The 21,389-nt window shown below is 61.6% G+C and carries 15 protein-coding genes; 5 read left to right on the top strand and 10 right to left on the bottom strand.

From position 1 onward, the window contains the following. Positions 1 to 2: 2 nt before the first annotated feature. From QFZ70_RS18020 to QFZ70_RS18000, 5 genes are all read right to left on the bottom strand, one after another. Positions 3 to 1,451 (bottom strand): NAD(P)/FAD-dependent oxidoreductase, encoded by a 1,449-nt coding sequence (locus QFZ70_RS18020; RefSeq protein ID WP_307097560.1) that lies wholly within the window; start codon positions 1,449 to 1,451, stop codon positions 3 to 5. Further along, positions 1,444 to 2,910 carry a glycosyltransferase family 87 protein gene (locus tag QFZ70_RS18015; RefSeq protein ID WP_307097559.1) on the bottom strand — a complete coding sequence of 489 codons (1,467 nt, stop codon included), beginning with the start codon at positions 2,908 to 2,910 and terminating at the stop codon, positions 1,444 to 1,446. Before QFZ70_RS18015 ends, QFZ70_RS18020 begins: the two co-directional genes overlap by 8 nt. A gap of 128 nt (positions 2,911 to 3,038) precedes the next feature. Continuing rightward, entirely contained in the window at positions 3,039 to 3,179 is a 141-nt protein-coding gene (locus QFZ70_RS18010) for a hypothetical protein (RefSeq protein ID WP_307097558.1), read from the bottom strand. Positions 3,180 to 3,737: 558 nt separating this feature from the next. Then, positions 3,738 to 4,322 carry a histidine phosphatase family protein gene (locus QFZ70_RS18005; protein WP_163164999.1) on the bottom strand — a complete coding sequence of 195 codons (585 nt, stop codon included), beginning with the start codon at positions 4,320 to 4,322 and terminating at the stop codon, positions 3,738 to 3,740. Next, a complete protein-coding gene (locus tag QFZ70_RS18000) occupies positions 4,319 to 5,824 on the bottom strand; it encodes a CCA tRNA nucleotidyltransferase (RefSeq protein ID WP_307097555.1) in 1,506 nt (501 codons plus the stop codon). The genes QFZ70_RS18005 and QFZ70_RS18000 overlap by 4 nt, the downstream gene beginning before the upstream one ends. Before the next feature lie 207 nt (positions 5,825 to 6,031). On the opposite strand from QFZ70_RS18000, the gene QFZ70_RS17995 reads away from it, so the two are divergent. From QFZ70_RS17995 to trxA, 5 genes are all read left to right on the top strand, one after another. Then, positions 6,032 to 6,532: an NUDIX hydrolase gene (locus tag QFZ70_RS17995; protein ID WP_163165305.1), complete on the top strand. Its 501-nt coding sequence runs from the start codon at positions 6,032 to 6,034 to the stop codon at positions 6,530 to 6,532. 61 nt (positions 6,533 to 6,593) lie between these two features. Then, positions 6,594 to 8,843, top strand: a complete 2,250-nt coding sequence (murJ, locus tag QFZ70_RS17990; RefSeq protein WP_307097554.1) for a murein biosynthesis integral membrane protein MurJ — start codon at positions 6,594 to 6,596, stop codon at positions 8,841 to 8,843. Between the two features lie 168 nt (positions 8,844 to 9,011). Next, the gene (locus tag QFZ70_RS17985; protein ID WP_307097552.1) at positions 9,012 to 10,577 is read left to right on the top strand and encodes an ABC transporter substrate-binding protein; all 1,566 of its coding nucleotides are present in this window, start codon (positions 9,012 to 9,014) and stop codon (positions 10,575 to 10,577) included. Between the two features lie 236 nt (positions 10,578 to 10,813). Next, entirely contained in the window at positions 10,814 to 11,770 is a 957-nt protein-coding gene (gene trxB, locus QFZ70_RS17980) for a thioredoxin-disulfide reductase (RefSeq protein ID WP_307097551.1), read from the top strand. Positions 11,771 to 11,807: 37 nt separating this feature from the next. Beyond that, entirely contained in the window at positions 11,808 to 12,134 is a 327-nt protein-coding gene (gene trxA, locus QFZ70_RS17975) for a thioredoxin (RefSeq protein WP_104043843.1), read from the top strand. Between the two features lie 4,490 nt (positions 12,135 to 16,624). Here trxA and QFZ70_RS17970 read toward each other — a convergent pair. The 5 genes from QFZ70_RS17970 to yidC form a co-directional block, all read right to left on the bottom strand. Beyond that, a complete protein-coding gene (locus QFZ70_RS17970) occupies positions 16,625 to 17,950 on the bottom strand; it encodes a ParB/RepB/Spo0J family partition protein (RefSeq protein WP_307097549.1) in 1,326 nt (441 codons plus the stop codon). A 66-nt stretch (positions 17,951 to 18,016) separates the two neighbouring features. After that, positions 18,017 to 19,084: a ParA family protein gene (locus tag QFZ70_RS17965; RefSeq protein ID WP_307097548.1), complete on the bottom strand. Its 1,068-nt coding sequence runs from the start codon at positions 19,082 to 19,084 to the stop codon at positions 18,017 to 18,019. An 89-nt stretch (positions 19,085 to 19,173) separates the two neighbouring features. After that, positions 19,174 to 19,824, bottom strand: coding sequence for a 16S rRNA (guanine(527)-N(7))-methyltransferase RsmG (gene rsmG, locus QFZ70_RS17960; RefSeq protein ID WP_307097547.1), 651 nt, complete (start codon positions 19,822 to 19,824; stop codon positions 19,174 to 19,176). A gap of 21 nt (positions 19,825 to 19,845) precedes the next feature. Continuing rightward, the gene (locus tag QFZ70_RS17955) at positions 19,846 to 20,412 is read right to left on the bottom strand and encodes a R3H domain-containing nucleic acid-binding protein (RefSeq protein WP_307097545.1); all 567 of its coding nucleotides are present in this window, start codon (positions 20,410 to 20,412) and stop codon (positions 19,846 to 19,848) included. After that, entirely contained in the window at positions 20,412 to 21,386 is a 975-nt protein-coding gene (gene yidC / locus QFZ70_RS17950; protein WP_307097543.1) for a membrane protein insertase YidC, read from the bottom strand. The genes QFZ70_RS17955 and yidC overlap by 1 nt, the downstream gene beginning before the upstream one ends. Between the last annotated feature and the right edge of the window lie 3 nt (positions 21,387 to 21,389).

Genomic DNA, 21,389 nt, shown 5'->3' with positions numbered 1-21,389 from the left:
GGCTAGGTTGCGGCCAGTCCCAGTGCGGGGACGGACAGGCCAAACATGTCCCGAAGGGCATACTTCGCCGCGTGATAGCCGGGCATGCCGGTAACACCAGGCCCTGGCGGCGTGGAGGAAGAACAAAGGTAGACGCCGCGCAACGGGGTCCGCCATGGGACCGGGGATACGACAGGCCTTTGAACCAGGTTCAGCAAGTCCATGGTGCCCGCGCTGAAGTCCCCGCCGACATAATTCCGGTTGTACTTTGCCAGCCCCGCAGCCGTGATGGCCTTGGACTCCACTACCAGGTCCCGGAACCCTGGCGCGAAGCGCTCCACCTGCGCCGTTACGGCTTCCGTCATGTCCCTGGTGGACCCCGTGGGAACGTGGCAGTAGGCCCACAGGGTGTGGTGTCCGGCCGGCGCCCGCCCGGAGTCGAAGCGGGATTGTTGGGCCACCAGGACGTAAGGGCGTTCCGGGTGTTTGCCGGCGTTTACTTCGTTTTCCGAACGTGCCACTTCTGCCCGCGTACCGCCCAGGTGGACGGTACCGGCGTCAGCCAATTCTTTTGCAGCCCACGGCACGGGTCCCGAGAGGATGAAGTCCACCTTGCACGAGCCATTTCCGTACCTGAAGGATTCCAAAGCACCGCGGTAACGCCCGGGCAGGGCGTTACCGGCCATGTTCAGCAGCCCTTGGGGAGCGACATTCAACAAAGTTGCGCGGGTGGCGGGAAGATCTTCCAGCCGGTCGATCGGGGCATCCGTATGGATAACACCGCCGTGTGCAACAAGGTCCTCGGCCATCGCGGCGGCTATGGCAGCTGAGCCGCCTTCGGGGATAGGCCAGCCTCCCGCATGTCCGAGTGCCCCGAGCATCAGCCCGGCACCGGAAGCGGCCAGGGATGGCTGATGCGAAATGGCATGGGCGGCCACTCCGGCGAGCAGCGCCGGGGCTGATTCCTCCTTGAACCGGGCGTTCCACACGCCGCTTCCCTGCTCCAGCGTCCGCAGGCCGAAGATTCCGGCCGCGATGGGATTGCGGGGGATACGGAGGAGCTGGTTCTGGGTGAAGTCCATAACGTCGTCCACACGGTCGACGAGGGGTGCCATCAGCCGACGGTACGCAGCACCGTCGCGGCCCAGTCCGGCGGCTGTCTTGTCCAGGGACCGGAAGGCCAGGGCCGCCCGGCCGCCGTCCAGGGGGGATCCATAGGACAGGTCAGGGGTGATGAGGTTTATCCGGCGGGACAGTTCAAAAGCCTTAAAGAACGGCGAGGCCACAGCCATCGGATGGACGGCCGAGCAGATGTCGTGGAAGTGTCCTGGCTGCATTAGTTCGCTGGTGCGTGTGCCGCCGCCGATGGTTTTGCCGGCCTCGAAGAGCTCCACCGAGAGCCCGGCGCGCGCCATCACCGCTGCTGCTGCAAGTCCGTTGGGTCCGGCACCGACTACCGCCACGTCAGGCATTGGTACCGACCTTCCAGGGCATGATGGAGTTTGATCGGGCCCGGGGGTTCACCCGGAGCCAGTCGGGCGCCCCGGTGAAGGGGCCGCTGTGGGGGTCATCCAGGTGATGCCGCCGGATGGGGTCGTAATCCGGGTTGTAGATATCCCAGGTCACGCGCAGCATGAGGTAGCCCACCGCAGCCATGTGCGCGGCCACGGCGAGGACGTAGTAGGGCATATCCAGGTTGTGCTGGGAAGAGCCTGCGCTGGTCACCTGTCCAAGGTACATCCACACTGCTGCCCAGTGCAGGCCTTCGATTCCCTGCCAGATCAGAAAGTCACGCCACCTCGGCCGCGCCAGCGCCAGGAGGGGGATCAGCCACACCACGAACTGCGGGGAGTAGACCTTGCTGGTAAGGATGAAGGCCGCCACGATGAGGAAGGCCAGCTGGGCCAGCCGGGGGCGCCGGGTGGCAGTCAGGGCAACGGCTGTGATGGCCGTGCAGGACAGCAGGAAAAGGCCAAGGGACAAGAGGTCGACGGCGGCCGGGCTGAGTTCCGTCCACCGCAGCCGGTCCGCCACCAGGTTGTAGGCGAACCAGGGCGAGCTGTACCCGGCATCGCGCTCTGCGCTGAACTGGAAGAAGTAGGCCCAGCCGGAGGGGTTGGCAGCCGCGAAGGGCAGGTTGACGGCCAGCCACGAGGCAGCGGCAGCGCCCGCTGTCACCAGGAAGGGGCGGAACCGGGCGGTCCGGAGGGCCAACAGCAGGATCGCGCCGAGAACCAGCAGCGGATACAGCTTCGTGGCTGTGCCCAGCCCGATGAAGACCCCGGCAAGCACCAGCCGTTGCCGCGAGAAAAAGTACATTCCCAGGGCGAGCAGGGCGACAGCCCAAAGGTCCCAGTTGATGGTGCCGGCCAATACGATCCCCGGGGCCAGGGCCACCATGGCGGCATCCCAGGGACGGCGGCTGGTCATCCGGGCGGTAGCCAGGACCGTGACTACGGTGACGGCGGCCAGAAGCGCAACATTGATGTCGAAGTAGGCGAGCACACTCGCATCCGAGATCCCGGTCCCTGGAACGAGCCATGCCGTTAGCCCCGCGATCAGTGCAGTCAGGACCGGGTACTCAAACTGGCTCCCGGTGCCAAGGACGGGAAATGTTCCCTCGGCCAGTCCACGGTTCCGAAAGAGCTCGGGAAAGTCGGAATAGCAGGTGGCGTAGAACTGCGTGGGAGACTCCCAGCCGTTGGCACGGCAATACCCTTTGACCAGGATTCCCGTAACGGCCGCCAGGACTGTGAGGAGTATCAGTACGCGTTCCACGGTGAAAATGCCGGGGGAGACGATGCCCGGGGCTGCCCTTGATCCGAGGGGGCCGCCGATGACTTCGGTGAAGTTGCGCAGCAGGACATCACTTCGGCTGGGAACTACCAGGCGGGACCGACCTCGATGCTCCGGCGGCTGGGTCTCCTGCATGGCATCGAGCTTACCGCCGCAGCCGGGCACCAGCGGGGAGAGGGCATACGGGAGCCCACGCGTTGCCGCGTGGGCTCCGGCACGGCATTGAGGTGCAACATAACTTTTCCTGAAGGAGGGACGAGTGGCTAGCGCATGCCGCCCAGTTGTTGGTGCATCAGGAGGAATACGTCTTCCCGCTGCTTCTCCAGCAGCGGGCGGTTGAATTGCCAGCGGCTGCTGCGTCTCCGGCGTGAAGGAGACAGAAGTTGTTGAAGCTTTTTGATCATTGTGGTCACCTCCTTGTCGAAACTGACAGTCCCGGAAACTGGGCGCGGCAATTAGGCCCTCAATTTCCACCTCAAAATTCGGCGGACCAGGGCAGGAAAGGCCCGGAAAAGGGCGCGCAGATATAAATAAGGGAAATGCAATGCAAAGGCGCAACGGCAGCCGGTTGAGTTAAAGGCGCGCCGTTCGGCTAAGGAATGGCACGGTTATCCCGGGGAACGTTTATGACGCCCGCACCGGCACCCGGAGAAGCCAAAGCGTCAGCACCGGTCACGCCGACGGCAGAGACAAAGGCTAGGCGCCGAGGAGCCCTGTATTCGGGCGCGCAAAAGCATCAGAGGCCGGGGCAGCGGTGATGGTCGTCTTCCGTCCGCTAGTCAAAGTAATCATTGTTCCCAACCTCCTTTTCTGCTCTGCCGTTGCTGCGGCTGACATGCCTGCCAACGGTCGCCATGACCCCGGCGAAACGCTCTGGGGTCAGGAATAAAAGTACACCATGATTAGAGTCCGCGGCTAGCTAATTCGAAAACATTTTTTCCAATAAAACTGGCAAGTAACTATCAAAGACCCCACCGGACAATTGCCGGAGTCCTCTTATCCCAGCCCAGGGTGCACACTTTCGCGGTTCCGAGAATAAAGTGGCGTCCCTCAGTAGGAGGCAATTCCAGCCAACGGGCGGTGAGGATCCGGGAGAAGTGTCCGTGCGCCACAATGAGGACGTTGTCCATTCCCGATTCCAGTACGCGTCCAATAATTTTGTCCGCCCTCGCGGCCACTTCGTCCAGGGTTTCGCCGTTGGGAACGCCGTGGGTCCAGATCAGGTAATCGGGGTTGTCCTTGCGGATCAGGTCCGAGCTGATGCCCTCGTAGTCGCCGTAGTTCCATTCCACGGCGAGCGGCTCGTGCTGCGCGTCAGGGAAACCGGCGAGTTCCGCAGTCCGGCGCGCCCGCCGCAGAGGAGACGTCAGCACCAGATCAAAATCGACCGGGTCCAGTACCTTGCGTGCCTCCACTGCCTGCTGTTCACCTTCAACAGTGAGGGGCAAATCAGTGAGTCCGGTGTACTGCCCGCTTTTGGACCACTCGGTCTCGCCGTGGCGGAGGATCCAGAGCTGGGGCCGGGGGGCAAGGGCAGGATTGGTCACTTGGACTCCTTGGAGGAAAGGTCGACGGCGGCAGGAGGCGTTCCATCCTCGGTTCCAGCAGGTGCAGCCTCGGGCTGTTCCGCCCACCAGCGGAACAGCCTCGCCTCCGCTTCTTCGGTGGGCAGGGGACCGTGCTCCATCCGCTCGTTGAGCAGGAACTTGTAGGCCCGGCCCACCACGGGGCCGGGTTTGAGCTCCAGGAGGGCCATGATCCGGGCACCGTCCAGGTCCGGGCGCACCGCGTCCAGCGATTCCTGCTCGCGCAGTGTCGCGATCCGGGCTTCGAGGTCGTCATAGGCGAAAGCCAGCCGCTCTGCCTTCCGCTGGTTGCGCGTGGTGACGTCGGACCGGGTCAGCCGGTGCAGCCTTTCCAGCAGCGGCCCGGCGTCGGTCACGTAGCGGCGCACGGCGGAGTCGCTCCAGCCGGCCTCCCCGTAGCCGTAGAAGCGCATGTGGAGCTCCACCAGGCGGGCTACGGCCTTGATGGTGTCGTTGTCGAACCTCAGCGCCTTCATCCTCTTGGTGGTGAGCTTGGCACCCACCATGTCGTGATGACGGAAGCTGACCGCGCCGCCCGCTTCGAAGCGGCGCGTAGCCGGCTTGCCGACGTCGTGCATTAACGCCGCGAAACGCAGCACAAAGTCCGGCGATGGCACGGGGCCTTCAGCGGATGTTTCCAGCTCCGCTGCCTGTTCCAGAACCTGAAGCGAATGCTGATAGACGTCCTTGTGCCGGTGGTGCTCATCCGATTCGAGCCGGAGAGCGGAGACCTCGGGCAGCACGAATTCGGCCAGGCCGGTGTCCACCAGCAGGTCAACGCCCACCCGCGGCCTAACACCGCAAATGAGCTTGGTGAGTTCGTCCCGCACCCGTTCCGCGGAAATGATGGTGATCCGTTCAGCCATTTGGGTCATGGCCTGGCGGACGTCGTCGTGGACGGAGACACCCAGCTGCGCCGCGAACCTGGCGGCGCGCATCATCCGCAGTGGATCATCCGAGAAGGACGCTTCAGGGGACCCCGGCGTGGCCAGGATGGAAGCGTGCAGGTCCCGCACGCCACCAAACGGATCCACCAGCTCCAGGGAAGGCAGTTTCAGGGCCATTGCATTAATGGTGAAGTCACGCCGGAGCAGGTCATCCGTCAAAGAGGAACCGAAGGCCACCACCGGCTTCCGGGACTCGGGGTCGTACGCCTCGGCACGGTACGTGGTCACTTCAATCTGGAAGCCGGCCTTCCGCATCCCGATGGTGCCAAAGGCGCGGCCGATCTCCCAGTAGTTGTCCGCCCACTTCTTGATGAGTGCCACCGTCTGGTCCGGCGTGGCGTCCGTGGTGAAGTCCAGGTCCGGGGAGGTCCTGCCCAGGAAAAGGTCACGCACCGGGCCGCCCACCAACGACAGCTCGTGGCCGGCGTCCACAAAACGCTGGCCGAGCTCCAGGACCACCGGGTCCACCTGGAAATCGACGGTGTGGGATTCAGTCTTGTGATGTGCGTGCGCCATAGTTACTTAAGCTTGTCAGAAACCAGCGGCAGCGCAGGCCAAAATACCGTCAAGATCCTGCTCATTCCGTCCACGGCCGGCAAAGCGCGTCATATGCAGTCCATGTTGGTGTCATGTTCCGGTCATCACGAACGGGCAACAGTCGTTAGAGTGGACTCCATGGCCCATCCAGTACCGAGCGCTCCAGGCAGGAGGACAAACGCACCGTTGCCGTCGGCAATCGGTGCGCACGTTGCGCCTGCCCAGCATTCGGCGCCGGCCTCGCTGCCTACGGTGGAGGAAGTCTCCGCCGGCGGCGTCGTGGTGGACACGTCCGACGCCGAACTGAGGGTTGCGATTATCGCCCGCCTTAACCGCGGCGGGCGCCTGGAGTGGTGCCTTCCCAAGGGTCATCCGGAGGGCAAGGAAAACAACGAGCAGGCTGCGGTCCGCGAGATTGCCGAAGAGACCGGCATCGAAGGTGACATCCTCGCACCGCTGGGAAGCATCGACTACTGGTTCACCGTCAGCGGCCACCGTGTGCATAAAACGGTTCATCATTACCTCCTGCGGGCCACCGGAGGCGAGCTGACCATCGAGAACGATCCGGACCAGGAAGCAGTGGACGTTGCATGGGTTCCCATCCACGAACTCGCGCGCAAGCTGTCCTTCCCCAACGAACGCCGCATCGCCGACCTGGCCCGTGAAGTCCTGCCCGAACACCTCTAGGACCGCACTGCCGGCGCAAGCGTTGCCATGATAGGCGCGTGCGGGTGAGACGATGAACTCGATGTCAGCTTCCAATTATCCTTCCGATCAAGCCGGCCGGGCCGGCGGCGCCCGAGACGGCGCGCCTGGCGACGGCGCATTTCCCGACCGCGCACCCCTGGCCGGCCCGCCATTGGATGGGGCACCCCTGGACGGGGGACCCGTAGACGGCGCACCCGCAGAAATCGTGTCCACCGACGGCGGTTCCGCCAACGGTGCACGAGCCGGCGCCGAGCAGGCGAGCGAAACCAGGTCAAGCGCCATCATGGCCGCCGGAACCCTCGTTTCGCGCTTCCTGGGATTCGGCAAGACCTGGATGCTGGGGACTGCCCTGGGCCTCGGTTCCACGGTCAATGACACGTTTATCAACGCCAACAACCTGCCCAACCTGATCTTCCTGCTGGTGGCCGGCGGTGTGTTCAACGCAGTGCTCGTGCCGCAGATCATCAAGGCCAGCAAGGCTCCGGACAGGGGAGCGGACTACATCAGCCGGCTCCTGACGCTTGCTGTCCTGCTCCTGCTGGGACTGACGGCCATGGTGACGCTGGCGGCACCATGGGTCATCGAACTGACCACCCAGGGGTATTCCCCGCAACAAAAAGCGCTGGCCGTGGCCTTCGCGTTCTGGTGCCTGCCGCAGATCTTCTTCTACGGCCTCTATGCCCTCCTCACCCAGGTCCTTAACGCGAACGGCGCTTTTGGACCGGCCATGTGGGCGCCCATCCTTAACAACCTCGTGGCCATCGCAGGCCTCGGGATGTTCATCTGGATCTTCGGCTCGAACGAGTTCAATCCGCACACACTGGACAACTGGGGCGAGACCCAGACTCTGTTCGTGGCTGGATTCTCCACCATCGGCGTGGTGTCACAGACCGCCATCCTGATGATCCCCGTGATCCGGCTGAAACTGGGACTCCGCCCGCGGTTCGGTTGGCGCGGAGTGGGACTGGGCCAGGCAGCCAAGCTGAGCGTGTGGACATTGCTGACCGCCGCCGTCGGGCAACTCGCCTTCCTGTACGTCATGCGCATCGCCACCATTCCCGGAGCTGAGCGCATCCGGCTTCAGCAGGCGGGCGACCCCTCCGCCACCCTGCTGCCCGGCAACGCCGTACTGGAGGTGGCCAGTCAGCTGTATCTGCTGCCACACTCCATCATTGCCTTGTCCCTGGCGACAGTGCTCTTTAATCGAATGACCCGTGCCTCGCAGGACGGCAATAAGGCGGAGCTCCGCGATGCCCTGTCGCACGGGCTCCGCACCATGGCCGTGGCCACTGTCTTTGGTGCCCTTGCCCTCTTTGCGCTGGCCGGGCCGCTGGGCATGTTCTTCTCCGGCGGCCTTCGCCAGGACGGCGTAATGCTGGCCCAGACGTTGACCATCCTCGCGCTCAGCACACCGTTTATGAGTGCCAACTTCATGATGTCCCGGGTCTTCTACGCGAATGAGGATGCCCGGACCCCCTTCTACGTCCAGCTGCTCCTGGCGGTTGTTTACGTGGCCGGGGCCTTCGCCATCCAGTTCCTGCCGGTGAACCAGATCATTTACGCCATCGCGGTGCTCTACATGGTGGGCAACATCCTCTCGGTGGTTATCAGCGCCTACTTCCTGCGCCGGCTTCTGGGGCATCTGGACGGCCCGCGGATTGCCAACTCCTACATCCGGATGGGTTACGCGGCCCTGGGCTCAGCGATTGCAGGTGCAGGGGCCCTTTGGCTGATGGGCAGCTACAGCCCGGACGGGTTCGCCTGGCGTGACCGCCTGACTGCTCTCATCACAGTCATCGTGGTGGGCCCGGTCATGCTCGTGGTCTACTTCCTCCTGCTCAAGCTGTTCCGGGTCTCCGAACTACGGGACCTGCTTCAACCCCTCCTGGGACGGCTGGGACGCGGCGGGCAAGCAGCACCTGCCACCGACGCCGGGAAACCGCCGTCGGACTCTTCACCGGGTGCGTCCTCCGGGGACCGCCCGCGCTCCGCACCGGAGCGCGCCACCACCTCTGTTGATACAGGGCTCATCCCGCGCATTTCAGGAGAATTCGACGCCGTCTCTTTCCGCGCCGGGCCGGCTCCGGAGCGCGCTGCAGGTCGCAGGCGAGAGTCCGACGGCGGTGACGGCACCGCCGCTGGGGGCAACTATCTCCCCGGTGAGGATCAGCCCAGCACCGCACGGGGCGGACTGCTGCGCGATGAGATCCCGCTTCCGGGCCGCCGGACCTTCCAGGGGAAGTCCGGCGAGAACCCCCACTTTAGGCCCCGGCGGCCCCGGAAAAAGTGATTTTTGCGCGGTCTGCCGCTGTCTTTGTCCACGGTGCGCCGGGCGCAATCGGCTAGGATCGAAAGGGAACAGGGGTAGTTGCATTCAAGGATCTGCCTCCCCGGCGGCCCCCTTGAACGGTGGTTGCGTCATCCGTGCCGGCAATACCGGACAGTCTAGGAGGAACACGTGTCCAACCCGATCGATGTCGGATCAGTACTGGGCGGCCGTTACAAGGTCACAGCCACTGTATTGGCCTCGCACGACCACGATCTGGTGCTGGATGGTGTGGACCAGGTACTTAACCGTCCCGTCAGCATCCTGGTTGCCGGACCGGACAACACGGAGCAGGTTGCACAGAGCGCCCGCGAAGTTGCTACCGGGGAACGTCCCGGAACGGTCCAGGTTTTGGACCTGGGCGTCACCGAGGCTGCCACGTACCTCATCACCAATCACACGTCCGCCGCGGACCTGCTGGATCTCGTGGTCGCGTCCAACCCTCCGTATGTGGAGCCCTTCTTCACGGACACCCTCGGAAGCGAGATCTTCGGTCAGCCGCGGTCCCACGAGCCCGAGCCTTACGACGAGGAAGACCACGTAGACGCGGGCTACATCAATTATGGTGATGCCCACCCCAGCCAGGTAGATCCTTACCGGGCTGCAGCTGCAATGCCGCAGAAGCCTCCTGTCCGGCCGGCGACGGCACCCGCCGGCCGCAAGCCATCCGGTGCGTCCCCTTTAGGGGGAGCAGCCCTTGGTGGCGCCGCCGGGGCTGCAGCTTCGAGCGCCACGACGCGCCCGGCCGGCCCTTCAACCCGACCCGCCGAAGATCCAGCCACTGCCAGTTTCACCTCCAACTCCAACTCCAACCAGGCGGAGGCGCCTGGTTCAGGGAAGCCGAAGGTGTCCCTCTGGTCTGAGGACGACTACGCCAGCGCTGATAGCCAGGACCGCTATGAGGATGCGCCGGTGGAAGATGACCGGCCTGTTCGGAAAAAGTCCTCCGTCTTGGCTCGCGCGGCAGCCCCGGCCGCTGCTTCTGCCGCTGCCCGCCCTTCTTACGCTGAGCAGAACGACTATGACGACGACCGGGATGCACCGGCACGGGAACCGCGCTCCATGCGGTGGCTTGTAGGCGGGCTGTTGGCCGTCGTTCTGATTGCCGGCCTTATATTCGCCGTGACCAACCTTGGCAGCCTCTTCTCCCCGGAGCCACAGGCCAAACCGTCGGCTCCCGCCACCAACAATGACGCTCCCGAAGCCTCCGCCGCACCAACGCAGGCACCTACCACCGCTCCGCCCGCTGTTCCGCCCGCCATCGAAAGCGTCAGCCGGCAGGGTGCTTTCGATTTTGCGGCGACTTTTGACGGCGACTTGGTCAAGGCCTACGACGGCAACGCAGCCAGCTACTGGTCGGACATGGAGTTCGCCACCGAAAACTGGGGCGGACTCGCCGCCCAAGGCGTACCGCTGGTGGTAAAGCTCAAGAACCCTGCAACGGTTTCATCCGTGACACTTTCGCAGCTGGGTGGCTCGGGTGGAAACATCACCGTGTACACCAATGACCAGCCGTCCTTGGACGGTGCGAAGGCTGTCGGGACCAACAGCTTCACCTCAACCGACCTGAACATGCCCCTTGCAACACCGGTCCGTGCCCAGTACGTCATAGTCTCCATCAACTCCCTTCCCAGGCTCGCTGCGCCGAAGACACGCTACAGCTACGGACTCCGTCTGGCCGAGGTCAAGGTCCAGTAACTCCGGCTGCCTTCGCGTGGGTGCCGCGGAACCTGCGGCTGGAGGTGCTTGACGCGGTGCTCGGGTTTGTCACGGGACGGTAATCTGGAAAAAGCGTCTCGCGGAGTTCGCTTACTGCGGTCCACCGGCAGTCTGCCGCGCCCTGGTGCCGGAATATTCAGCCTGCAGTATCAGTTGTGCCATGTGGCCGGCCTCCAAAGCGGGGCGCGTCGAATAAGGAAGAGGTTCACCGTTCAGTGACCATCACAGAAAACACCACGTCAGACGTACGTGATGTCATTATCGTCGGCTCCGGCCCGGCTGGTTACACGGCAGCTGTCTATACTGCCCGTGCCAACCTGAAGCCCCTGATGCTGGCAGGTTCTGTCACTGCCGGCGGTGAACTGATGAACACCACAGATGTCGAGAACTACCCGGGCTTTCCGGAAGGCATCATGGGACCGGACCTGATGGAGAACTTCGAAAAGCAGGCAGCACGCTTCGGCACCGAAATTCAGTTCGAGGACGTCACCTCGCTCCAGCTCGAAGGGCCTGTAAAGACGGTCACTATCGCGACGGGTGAAAGCTTCCAGGCGAAGGCAGTGATTCTCTCCACCGGATCGGCCTACAGGGAGCTCGGCCTGCCGAACGAGAAGCGCCTTTCAGGGCACGGCGTCAGCTGGTGTGCAACCTGCGACGGTTTCTTCTTCAAGGACCAGGACATAGCAGTCATCGGCGGGGGCGACTCTGCAATGGAAGAAGCACTGTTCCTTACCAAGTTTGCGAAATCGGTAACGGTTGTCCACCGCCGCGACTCGCTCAAGGCCTCGAAAATTATGGCCGACCGTGCCCTGGCCCACGAGAAGATCAACTTCGTTTGGAACAGCACCGTGGACGACGTTGTCGGTGACCAGAAAGTCACCGGCCTCAAGTTGAAGAACCTCATTGACGGATCCGTTTCGGATTTGGCCGTAACGGGTGTGTTCGTGGCCATTGGCAACGACCCCCGCACGGATCTCGTCAAGGGAATCCTGGACCTGACGCCGGAAGGAACCATCGCCGTGGAAGGGCGTAGTTCCAAGACCAGCCTGCCAGGTGTATTCGCCGCAGGCGATGTCATTGACCCCACCTACCGTCAAGCAATCACAGCTTCTGGTTCCGGCTGTGTCGCCGCCCTTGACGTTGAACACTACCTCGCAGACCTGTCCGCATAAGTCCGAAGCGTTATAAGACGAAGAGAGAGATAAAGCTATGAGCAATGCGAAAGACGTAACAGACGCAAGTTTCGGTACGGACGTTTTGTCCTCCGACAAGCCCGTTATCGTGGACTTCTGGGCAGAGTGGTGCGGCCCTTGCCGCAAGCTGGGCCCGATTCTTGACGAGATCTCTGTTGAGTACAGCGAAAAGGTTGACGTCGTGAAGCTAAACGTCGATGACAATCCGGGGATCGCCGCCGAATACGGGATTACCTCAATTCCTGCTGTTTACCTGTTCCAGGGCGGGGAAGTGAAGAGCACCGTCATCGGGGCAAAGCCGAAGCAGTTCTTCGAAAAGGAATTTGCTGACGTCCTTTCCTAGGAGCGACTGACCCTGGGCTTGGGTCCAGTAGTTTCGAAGTGGCCACCGCTTTTGTGCGGTGGCCACTTTTTTGTGGCCGCCTGGGCGATGCATCGTTTCACGTGAAACTACCCGATTGAAAGTGAACTGCCGCTTGGTTCCGGATTGTGGCTTTGCGTGCGCCTTCAAATAGCCATCCTGAACGATCTGCACATAGGCGCTCAGGAGTGCCCCGACCTGTTGCTCTTTTCCCACGGCTCCGCTGCACCGGCTGGCGGCGCCGCCGCCAGAACCATGAACCTGTTTCACGTGAAACACCGGCGCGAGCATGAACCGGTAGGACCAGCCCCTCGGTAGTAGCTGCGGCACATCGAGACCAAATTTGTGTCCTAACGTGTGCTGGCTACGCGTCTGCCAAGTAATCCAGTTGGCACTCGGGATCTGTATGCTTCCACTTGGATAGAGGCCAGCCGTTTCGTTTGGGCGTCGCCCGTGGCAGTAAGCACTAGCTCGGCCGGACGCGGGCAAGACAGGGGGTATCGCGGGCCACAGTAGCGATCGTTTTAGTATGTGGATCTCTGGGAAGTTAGGGAAGCACCTTAAGCGCACGGCACGCATTGGCGATGTGCCGATGACTATGCGCCGGGTCGCAGAATCGCGAGGCGCAAGAAGTAGCAAGCGTTTCACGTGAAACCGATGGCACCTGGGGTTCTTCTTGTCGCCTGGTGCTTTGCCCTAGTAGGGAATGTAGCCCGATCTCAAGGTAGCCTGCCCACGCAGGAAGCTCCCGAGGATTGATTGGAACGGCACTACTAGTGGGGGAGCGCCGGCTTTATCCGAGACGAAGCTGCTCCGTTTGCTTCTTCCTGATCTGGTCGGGCTTGAAGTAGCATTCCGTACTCTGGCTGGAATTGGGAGAGTCGGGCTACCAAATCCAGTCCGAACACGTTTAACTGCCCAACCGGCCTGTCGACGCCACGAGCGGTACCTATTCCGCCAAAGAGGTCCCCAGTGCGCCCACCTGAGCCGTTCCCACCGAGAGAGCAATAGCCTCGGCCGCTCCAATCTGCGTCCTTATGATTTCGAGGCACTGCTTGGAATTGGACAGCGCCCACCATCCCAAGCAAACCGACTTTGCGCGACGAAAGTGCGCCTTAGGCTCCGGTCCCTACTTACCTCCGCCAACTCGACCGTCACCCAATGCTGGTGGCATCACTCTCGATGGTACGAACGTTTTGGTCCCGCTCAGATGGCAGGAAGGATAGGCGCCGAGCACTGTTTCACGTGAAACGCGGGGGCTCAGCGGGTCCTCGGCTGGTCGTCGTTCCTCTTCACATCGCGTGCCAACATTGTGCTTACAAGCCCCACCATCTTGTCGGTATGGAAAGTTGTCCAAAGTGGCTAGCTAGATGATGCATTTTCGAAAAGCCCGAACTGAAACGGCGCGAGTGATCCTACGACGACTAACAGCCGAGCTCTGGCGGCGCCCAACCGATCAATCCGCGCGTTGCGATGACGCTAAGGTGACTACCCTAACTCATCATGCCGCTTCCCTCGTAGCAAGGCGCCAGGAGAAACAAGAGCAGCGGACAGACCGGTTTGGGCCGCTCGAGGAGACTGTAGTAACTGAACCTAAGGACGCTCACACCTGGCGCTATTCGTAATGCGGCGGCACCGCACGTCAGATGCAGATAACGCAGGAAGGCAAGAGTCGCAGGACCTCACCACCTGGAGTGCCGGAGACATTCCAAAAACAAGCATGTGTAGGGCATGGCCTGCGGTGTCCGGCCCGGCACCCCAGTCGAATCTCAGAGGGCCAGGCAACTACTGTCCGACCGAGGCCAACATTCGACCATGAACGTCATGAGTCGCGGAAGCGCCGACCTCCTTTTCCGACTGCAGACGATCGTTGTGTACACAAATTGCGCTGGACCAAGACGAGCCTGTCGCAGCTTTGTCCACATATTTATCCACAGCGCCCGTTCCGCTTATCCCCAAGGTTATCCACAGCGCGTTAGCCAGGTCACGGCATCCTCTCCCTTGGGACATAAGTCGAAGGGTGGGTCGAAGTGCGCAAGGCGACGGTCGTGCGCATCATCTTGCGGGGCAGGTTGGCCCGATGGGCAGTCACCTCAACGCCACCGCGGACACGAATCAACCATATCGGTGCTACGCTCTGCTGCCATCAGCTGCTTTGCGCGCGCTTGATACTCCCGCACGGCGGTAGCCGAGTGTTTCACGTGAAACACGCCAGACATTCAGCCGAGCGTGTGGGCCGACCACGGGGAATGGGCAGCAGTGACCGACCAGTTCCTGTCATGGAAGCAGCCGGGTCCACGTGTGTATCCCCAGGCTTATCCACATCATTATCCACAGCGCTTTCCACACGGCTGCCAACGGTTATCTTCGCCGGTCCAACAACGTCGGCACCCGCATGATCATCTAGGAATAAGGAAGTAACTCTTCAGGCGCAGGTAGCTTCCCGTCCGCTGCGCCATTGTTGCGAACAACATTAGTCCTTGTCGCCGAGAAGGAGGTCAGTCCGTCAGTGAATGGCTACGCTTTCTGTGCTCCGCCGGCCGAGGGTAGCACGCCCTCAGCTGCTGGATTTGGGTTGTGGAGGTGCATCGCATCGCCAGTTTGGAGCCGAGTGTCCAACCCGACCTGCCTCTGCCCCTACAAAAGTGGAGGATGAAGACGCGCGCTGTCTTCGCCCTGGTGCAACTACTGCCCACTGCTCGCCTGTCTCGTGGTTCTCTGGTCATTCTCCATTCAAAGGAAGGGAGGCGCGGATGCTACGGGGAAGGTGCATCTGGTCGTGTACTCCCGCGTGCGCGTACTCATCCAGCGCGACGGGAAGCACTTGGGGAGGCGCAGTACATAACTCCGCGATCCTCCGACTGGCACGAGGACTGGCGAAGAGTGCAGTTAGCAAGACCGCCAGCGTCCTTATCGTGACTGGCCCTTTTGGTATGCAGTACGTAACTGGCCGGCAGCGCGCAGGCCACCATCCTAAGCTGCATAGAATCTATTGGATTGAAACCGCCGGCTCGACACAGGGGAGCTCCTTTGCAAAAGGCAGGGGGCGTGGCCTGTCCTGTGCCGTTTCACGTGAAACAATAAGGTGCGCCACCTTCCATCACGTGGGCTATGGTTCGCACATAGGAGCTTGAAGCCGAGGTAGACGTGGCCTTCGTTTCAAGACCTATGGAAGGTGGGATAGGGGTAAAGGCAGTGCGGCAGCCCACCCACCAGCGGGGTTGCACGAATGACCAGGGCGGTGCGCTGCGCCTATATATGCAAGAGCTCTAGATCTGAGCCAGGCTAGGGGACTGATGGGAACAGCAGCGGTCCAGTCACCCGGTCATGATGGTCTGCCACCAGGCGCACGATGTTCCGTACGGTCGCGGATGTCTCCTATGCGAGTAGCTATTGCAACACTCACGAATGCGCCTTGGTACAGTCTAGGAAATCACTTGGTCCCGTCGTATCTGGCCGTGTCACTCCGGAGTCCATGGTCTCCAGAAGGACATTGAAGCCATATTTAGAGTGCGACTTGCGCGGCCCTCTAATCGGAATGGCCTTCACGGTAAAAAGCGCACCGACCTGCAGCCCTTATGCCTGGAGCGCACCTGGTTCACAGTATGAGCAGGGTTGTTATGGGTAGGCTCACAGGACATCGTGCGGCCCCAGATTTAGCTTCCCTTGGACCTTTTTACGGTACTAGATCGCCCAGATTCTCTGCCGCTGCTTTGGTAGCTGGCAGAGTACCAGCGCCCCGTAGCGCTGAGGGGCTTGTGCATTTGGGAAGGCAAGCAGCCGCTGCTTTGCTGTTTCACGTGAAACAGTAGGATGATGCCGGGGTTTGCGCTGAAGACCGTCGAGGATTCATTTGCTTGGCCTGCGCGTCGGGCTCTAGGCCCCACAATAGCGTGTCGGCAGATGCTGCGAGGAACTGAAGCAATGAGGCAATGCCAAGGTATCAAGACTTGAACACTTTCAGGATTCGCCACCGGCACCCGACAAAAAATTGGTGCAGTCTTGTTGAACCAAGGGACACAGTCCCGTTCGGGCTTGGGAGTCGCGCCGCGCAGTCCCATACGGTCCACCTACGGAATACACGGGGCTCCTTCGGGCCCTTGAGCAGCCAGGCGCGCTCTCAACCACCCCCGACGGGCTTGAACTCAAGACCATGGTCTGTTTCACGTGAAACACTTACTCACCGGGCGGAACGTGCAGAACTACAAACATCCGCATCAATGACGGGGCTCCTAGCCTTGGGGCAGTCCAGTCACTGCGCGCCGCCGGGTATCAAAGACTAATTGCTGGTTCCCAAAGGCAAGTGGACCACGAGCAGTACATGGAGGTGCGGGACTCACTGCACTGTTCAGGCAGGCAAGCTGTACCCAGCCAGCGCAGCACAGAACCAAGACACGGGCCTACCAGAGTAAGACGACAACTTCTTCATAAGTCCTCGCAAGGACGCCGAGAGCGCGTTGCGCCTGGGCTCTTTAGTTCTCAGAACCGGGAGCGAGGACGTCCATGATCCGATTAAGATCTTCAACACTGGCGAATTCAATGCTGACGCGGCCCTTGCGCACACCCAACGAGATCTTCACGTTCGTGTCCAGGCGGTCCGAAAGCGAAGACGCGAGGTAGTCAAGACGCTCGTGGCGCGCTCCCGGACGAGGAATGTTGTTTTTCGTCGGCTTAGTCGGGTCCTGGTACAGTGCCACAGCTTCTTCCGTGGCGCGCACGGACATCCCTTCAGCAACGATGCGCTGCGCCAATCGTTCCATCGCCGCTGCGTCAGGAAGTGCCAGAAGGGCGCGTGCGTGGCCCGCAGACAGCACTCCGGCTGCAACCCGGCGCTGGACCAGCGGCGGCAGCTTCAGGAGCCGGAGGGTGTTGGATACCTGGGGGCGGGAGCGGCCTATGCGGTCCGCCAGCTGTTCGTGGGTAGTACCGAAGTCTTCGAGCAACTGCTGGTAGGCGGCTGCCTCTTCCAACGGATTCAGCTGGCTCCGGTGGAGGTTTTCAAGCAGTGCGTCCCGCAACAGGTCATCGTCGGTAGTGTCCCTAACAATTGCAGGGATGGTTTCCAGTCCGGCAGCCTGTACCGCACGCCATCGCCGCTCGCCCATAACGAGCTCAAACGGCTCACCACCGGTTTCGGTTGAGTTTCGCACCACAATTGGCTGGAGGACTCCGATTTCGCGGACGGAGTGGACGAGCTCCGCCATGTCGTCCTCATCGAACACAGCACGCGGCTGTTTCCGGTTGGGATGGATATCGGAGACACGGATTTCCGCAAAACGGACTCCGGGAACTGGCACAAGCTCCACGCCGGCATTCGAACCAAACGATCGCAGGGATTCGCCGGTCGTGACGTCAAGTGGTTCAGGCCTCTCCGCATCAGGTGAGTCCGCAACTTCCGCAGCCGGCTCGACCACGGCTTTCCCGGCAACATTAGTGCTGACGGTGGTCTTCGTCGCCGTCTCGCTACCGGAGCTGCTGGAAGTGCCCGCCGACTCTGATGCCCGCTGCGCTGCGGATGATTTGGATGAAGTCGTTTTACGCGAGGTGCTGCCTGGAGCCTTGGAAGCAGAATCACTGGTGCCCGCAGGCCTGGTGGCACCATTACTTGTCGGCTCTGATTCCTTCGCCGGTGAAGTACCCCCAACTTCCTCGGGCTCAACAGTCTTCCTGCGCCCCTCAGGGAAAAAGAGATCAACGGGTCGCGAAACTGCTGCCCCGTTGCCAGCCCCATTCGCACCGGCGGAACTCGGAATCAGCGCGCCAAGACCGCGGCCTAAGCCCCTTCGCTTCTCGCTCATGGGTAAATCCCTCCAGTGGTAGAGCACAGTCTGGCCGCACTCCAGTTGTTGCAGTTCTTGAAGATTTTAGCGTTCTGCTATTTCAGCAGCGGCTTCCAGATAGGACAGGGCGCCACTGGATGAAGGGTCGTAGGTCATCACGGTTTGCTGGTAGCTCGGAGCTTCAGAAATACGAACCGAGCGCGGCACTACCGCAGACAGTACTTGTTCGGGGAAGTGTTGGCGGACCTCGGCGGCGACCTGGGCAGCAAGGTTGGTTCGGCCGTCGTACATGGTCAGGAGAATGGTGGACACCACAAGATCAGCGTTGAGATGTTTCTGGATCATCTCGATGTTCTTGAGGAGCTGGCTCAGGCCTTCCAGGGCGTAGTACTCGCACTGGATCGGAATCAGGACTTCACTCGCCGCGCAGAATGCGTTGACGGTCAAAAGCCCAAGGCTTGGCGGGCAGTCAATGAAGATGTAGTCCAGGCGCTCTTCGCCCTTCTTCGCGCGTGCCTTTGCGTAAACATCAATGGCCCGGCGCAGCCGCTGCTCACGGGCCACAAGGGACACTAGTTCAATTTCCGCACCTGCCAGGTGGATGGTTGCCGGTGCGCAAATGAGGTTGCCGATATCGGGGCACTGCGCCACCACGTCGGCCAGGGGAACGTCATTGATCAGGACGTCATAGATGCTGTCCACATCTGCGTGGTGCTCAATGCCCAAGGCGGTGGAAGCGTTGCCCTGGGGGTCAATGTCGATAACCAGGACGTTCAAGCCGGCAGCGGCTAGGGCGGCAGCGATGTTCACCGTAGTAGTAGTCTTGCCTACGCCACCCTTTTGGTTCGACACCGTGAAAATGCGCGTCTTTTCCGGACGTGGCAGCTGGCGCCCGACTAGCCGTTCACGTCGGCGGGTCTCGTGGGCAAGTTCGCGCGCGATAGGGCTCGAATCGTCAATGGCGTCGATGATGTTCGCTCTACCGGTGGACGTTGTTTCACGTGAAACCAACACCGGCGAAGACTTTGATACCTGCTTCGGCTGATTTCCTAGGAAACCCGAGGAGGCGGAAACAGCACCAGCGAGAGAACGCGCTGACCCCAATGACACGAACGGCGGTATCCGTTGCGTGGAGGCTTCGCTACTGGTCACTGGGGCACACTCACTCTCGTTCAGCTATTTTTGCTGCCGTTGACTAGCCTAACTGCTTACCCCGGCAGACTGTGGCCGCCGGGCCTACCCTAGGCCTTCTTTTGGGACTTGTTTACAACGATGCGTACTACGGTGGTTGGCTCTTCCAGCAAATTGTCGCCCACCGTAACGACGGATGTCTGAACGCCCCCCAGTTTGCGGATAACCTTCGCTGCCTTCTCGATTTCGTCGGCTGCACTGCGGCCCTTGATGGCAACAACTTCACCATGCCCGCCGAGCAGGGGGATGGTGAGGCCTGCGAGGTTGCTAAGAGCAGATACCGCCCGCGCCGTCACAACGTCGGCCTCCACATGGCCTACTGCAAGTTCAGCACGGGTCCTCATGACCGTCACGTTGTCCAGGCCAAGATCATCGACCACTTCCTGCAGCCAGATCACCCTGCGCTCCAGCGGTTCGATCAGAGTAAGTTCCAGGTCAGGGCGCGCGATCGCCAGGCAAAGGCCCGGCAGCCCGGCGCCGCTGCCGACGTCGGCAACATGGCTTCCCTGCGCGATCTCGCTTTCGATGACCGCACAGTTAAGGACGTGCCGTCCCCACAAGCGGGGAATCTCACGCGGCCCAATAAGCCCACGCTCCGTTCCGGAGGTGGCGAGGTGTTCCACATAGCGCTTAGCGAGGTCCAGGCGATCGCCAAAAATCTTTTCAGCCGCCAGAAGCTCAGCTGCCGTGATATCAACCATGATTAGCGAATCAGCAATTCTCTAGTCCGCGGATACAACGATGTGGCGTCCGGCGCCTTCGCCCTCGGACTCGCTCACCAAGCCAAGATCAGCGACGGCGTCGTGGACAATCTTGCGCTCATAGGCACTCATTGGTTCAAGGGCCACAGCCTCGCCGGTCTGCTTCACAGCGACCGCTGCGTCTTCGGCGATCTTCTGCAGGTGGCCAGTGCGTTCCTGCCGGTAGCCGTTGATGTCCAGCACCAGCCGTGACCGGTTCTCCGTTGCGGACAACACAGCGAGCCGGGTCAGTTCCTGCAGGGCTTCAAGGACTTCGCCGTCCTCACCCACCAGGCCGTCGAGGGTGTCGGACTCTTCCTCGGTAACGATGGAGATGTAGGTGCGGCCGTTGCGGACCTCGATGTCGATGTCGCCGTCGATGTCCGCGATGTCCAGCAGTTCCTCGAGGTAATCCGCCGCCACGTCCCCCTCTTCCTCAAGCCGGCTGGCCGAGGAAACCTTGGGGGCGGAGGAGTCCTCGGCCACGGACTCGTCCTGATCGTCGATGATCTCTTCGGAAAGGGCGTGTTCGGTACTCTCGGCTGACATTACTTCTTCTTCCTGTTCTTGCGTTGTGGCTGGATGCGCTGGCTCTTGGCCTGCGCCACGGCAGCGGCGGCAGCAGCTGCGTCGGCGTCCTCGTCCTTCTTGCCAGTCAGGATCGAGAGGGCCGGAAGCCCCTTGGCCGCGCGGCGCTCGGCGAGGGCCTTCGCGGCGGGTGATCCCGGCGTCGGCATGCGGCGGATAACGAAGAACTGCTGGCCCATGGTCCAGAGGTTGGTGGTGGTCCAGTAGATCAGGACACCGATGGGGAAGTTGATGCCGCCGACACCGAAGACGATGGGGAGGATGTAGAGCATCATCTTCTGCTGGCGCATGAAGGGGCTGGCCATTGCTTCTTCAGACATGTTCTTGGCCATGATCTGCTTCTGCGTGATGAACTGCGAGGCCGTCATTGCAAGGATCATCAGGATGGAGAGGATCCAAACTGCCACCTGGTTTCCGTCGCCGCCATGCAGCAGGGACGCGGACAGCGTGGCACCGAAGATGGTGGAGTCATCGAACTGCACAACCTGCTCGTGGCTCATGGCGCCGATGCCCTCGCCCTCGCGGCTCGCCGTCGAGATCCCGGACAGCACTGTGAACAGCGCGAAGAAGAACGGCATCTGGATCAGCATGGGCAAGCAGGCGGAGAACGGGTTGGTGCCGTGCTTCTTGTACATGGCCATCTGTTCCTGGGCCATTGCCTGGCGGGACAGCTGGTCAGTCTTACCCTTGTACTTGTCCTGTAGCTTCTTCAGATCCGGCTGCAGGAGCTGCATGCCGCGCTGCGCCTTGATCTGCTTCACGAACACCGGGATAAGGGCGGCACGGATCACCAGCACCAGGCCGATGATGGACAAAGTCCAGGTCCAGCCCGAAGCTTCGGGCATGCCAATGGTGCTCAGGCCCTCGTGGAAGCCCACCATGATGACGGACACCAGCCACTTGAACGGAAACATGATTGTTTCAAAGAAGTCCATACT

This window comes from Arthrobacter sp. V1I9 (assembly GCF_030817075.1).
Classification (GTDB): Bacteria; Actinomycetota; Actinomycetes; order Actinomycetales; family Micrococcaceae; genus Arthrobacter.
Note: the sequence above shows the minus strand (reverse complement) of the source record. Positions and strands in the feature narration are given on the sequence as shown.

Excerpts from the sequence above, each read along its gene's own strand:
- QFZ70_RS18020 (WP_307097560.1), bottom strand. The coding sequence starts at position 1,451 with ATGCCTGACGTGGCGGTAGTCGGTGCCGGACCCAACGGACTTGCAGCA.
- QFZ70_RS18015 (WP_307097559.1), bottom strand. The coding sequence starts at position 2,910 with ATGCAGGAGACCCAGCCGCCGGAGCATCGAGGTCGGTCCCGCCTGGTA.
- QFZ70_RS18010 (WP_307097558.1), bottom strand. The coding sequence starts at position 3,179 with ATGATCAAAAAGCTTCAACAACTTCTGTCTCCTTCACGCCGGAGACGC.
- QFZ70_RS18000 (WP_307097555.1), bottom strand. The coding sequence starts at position 5,824 with ATGGCGCACGCACATCACAAGACTGAATCCCACACCGTCGATTTCCAG.
- murJ (WP_307097554.1), top strand. The coding sequence starts at position 6,594 with ATGTCAGCTTCCAATTATCCTTCCGATCAAGCCGGCCGGGCCGGCGGC.
- trxA (WP_104043843.1), top strand. The coding sequence starts at position 11,808 with ATGAGCAATGCGAAAGACGTAACAGACGCAAGTTTCGGTACGGACGTT.
- QFZ70_RS17970 (WP_307097549.1), bottom strand. The coding sequence starts at position 17,950 with ATGAGCGAGAAGCGAAGGGGCTTAGGCCGCGGTCTTGGCGCGCTGATT.
- rsmG (WP_307097547.1), bottom strand. The coding sequence starts at position 19,824 with ATGGTTGATATCACGGCAGCTGAGCTTCTGGCGGCTGAAAAGATTTTT.
- QFZ70_RS17955 (WP_307097545.1), bottom strand. The coding sequence starts at position 20,412 with ATGTCAGCCGAGAGTACCGAACACGCCCTTTCCGAAGAGATCATCGAC.
- yidC (WP_307097543.1), bottom strand. The coding sequence starts at position 21,386 with ATGGACTTCTTTGAAACAATCATGTTTCCGTTCAAGTGGCTGGTGTCC.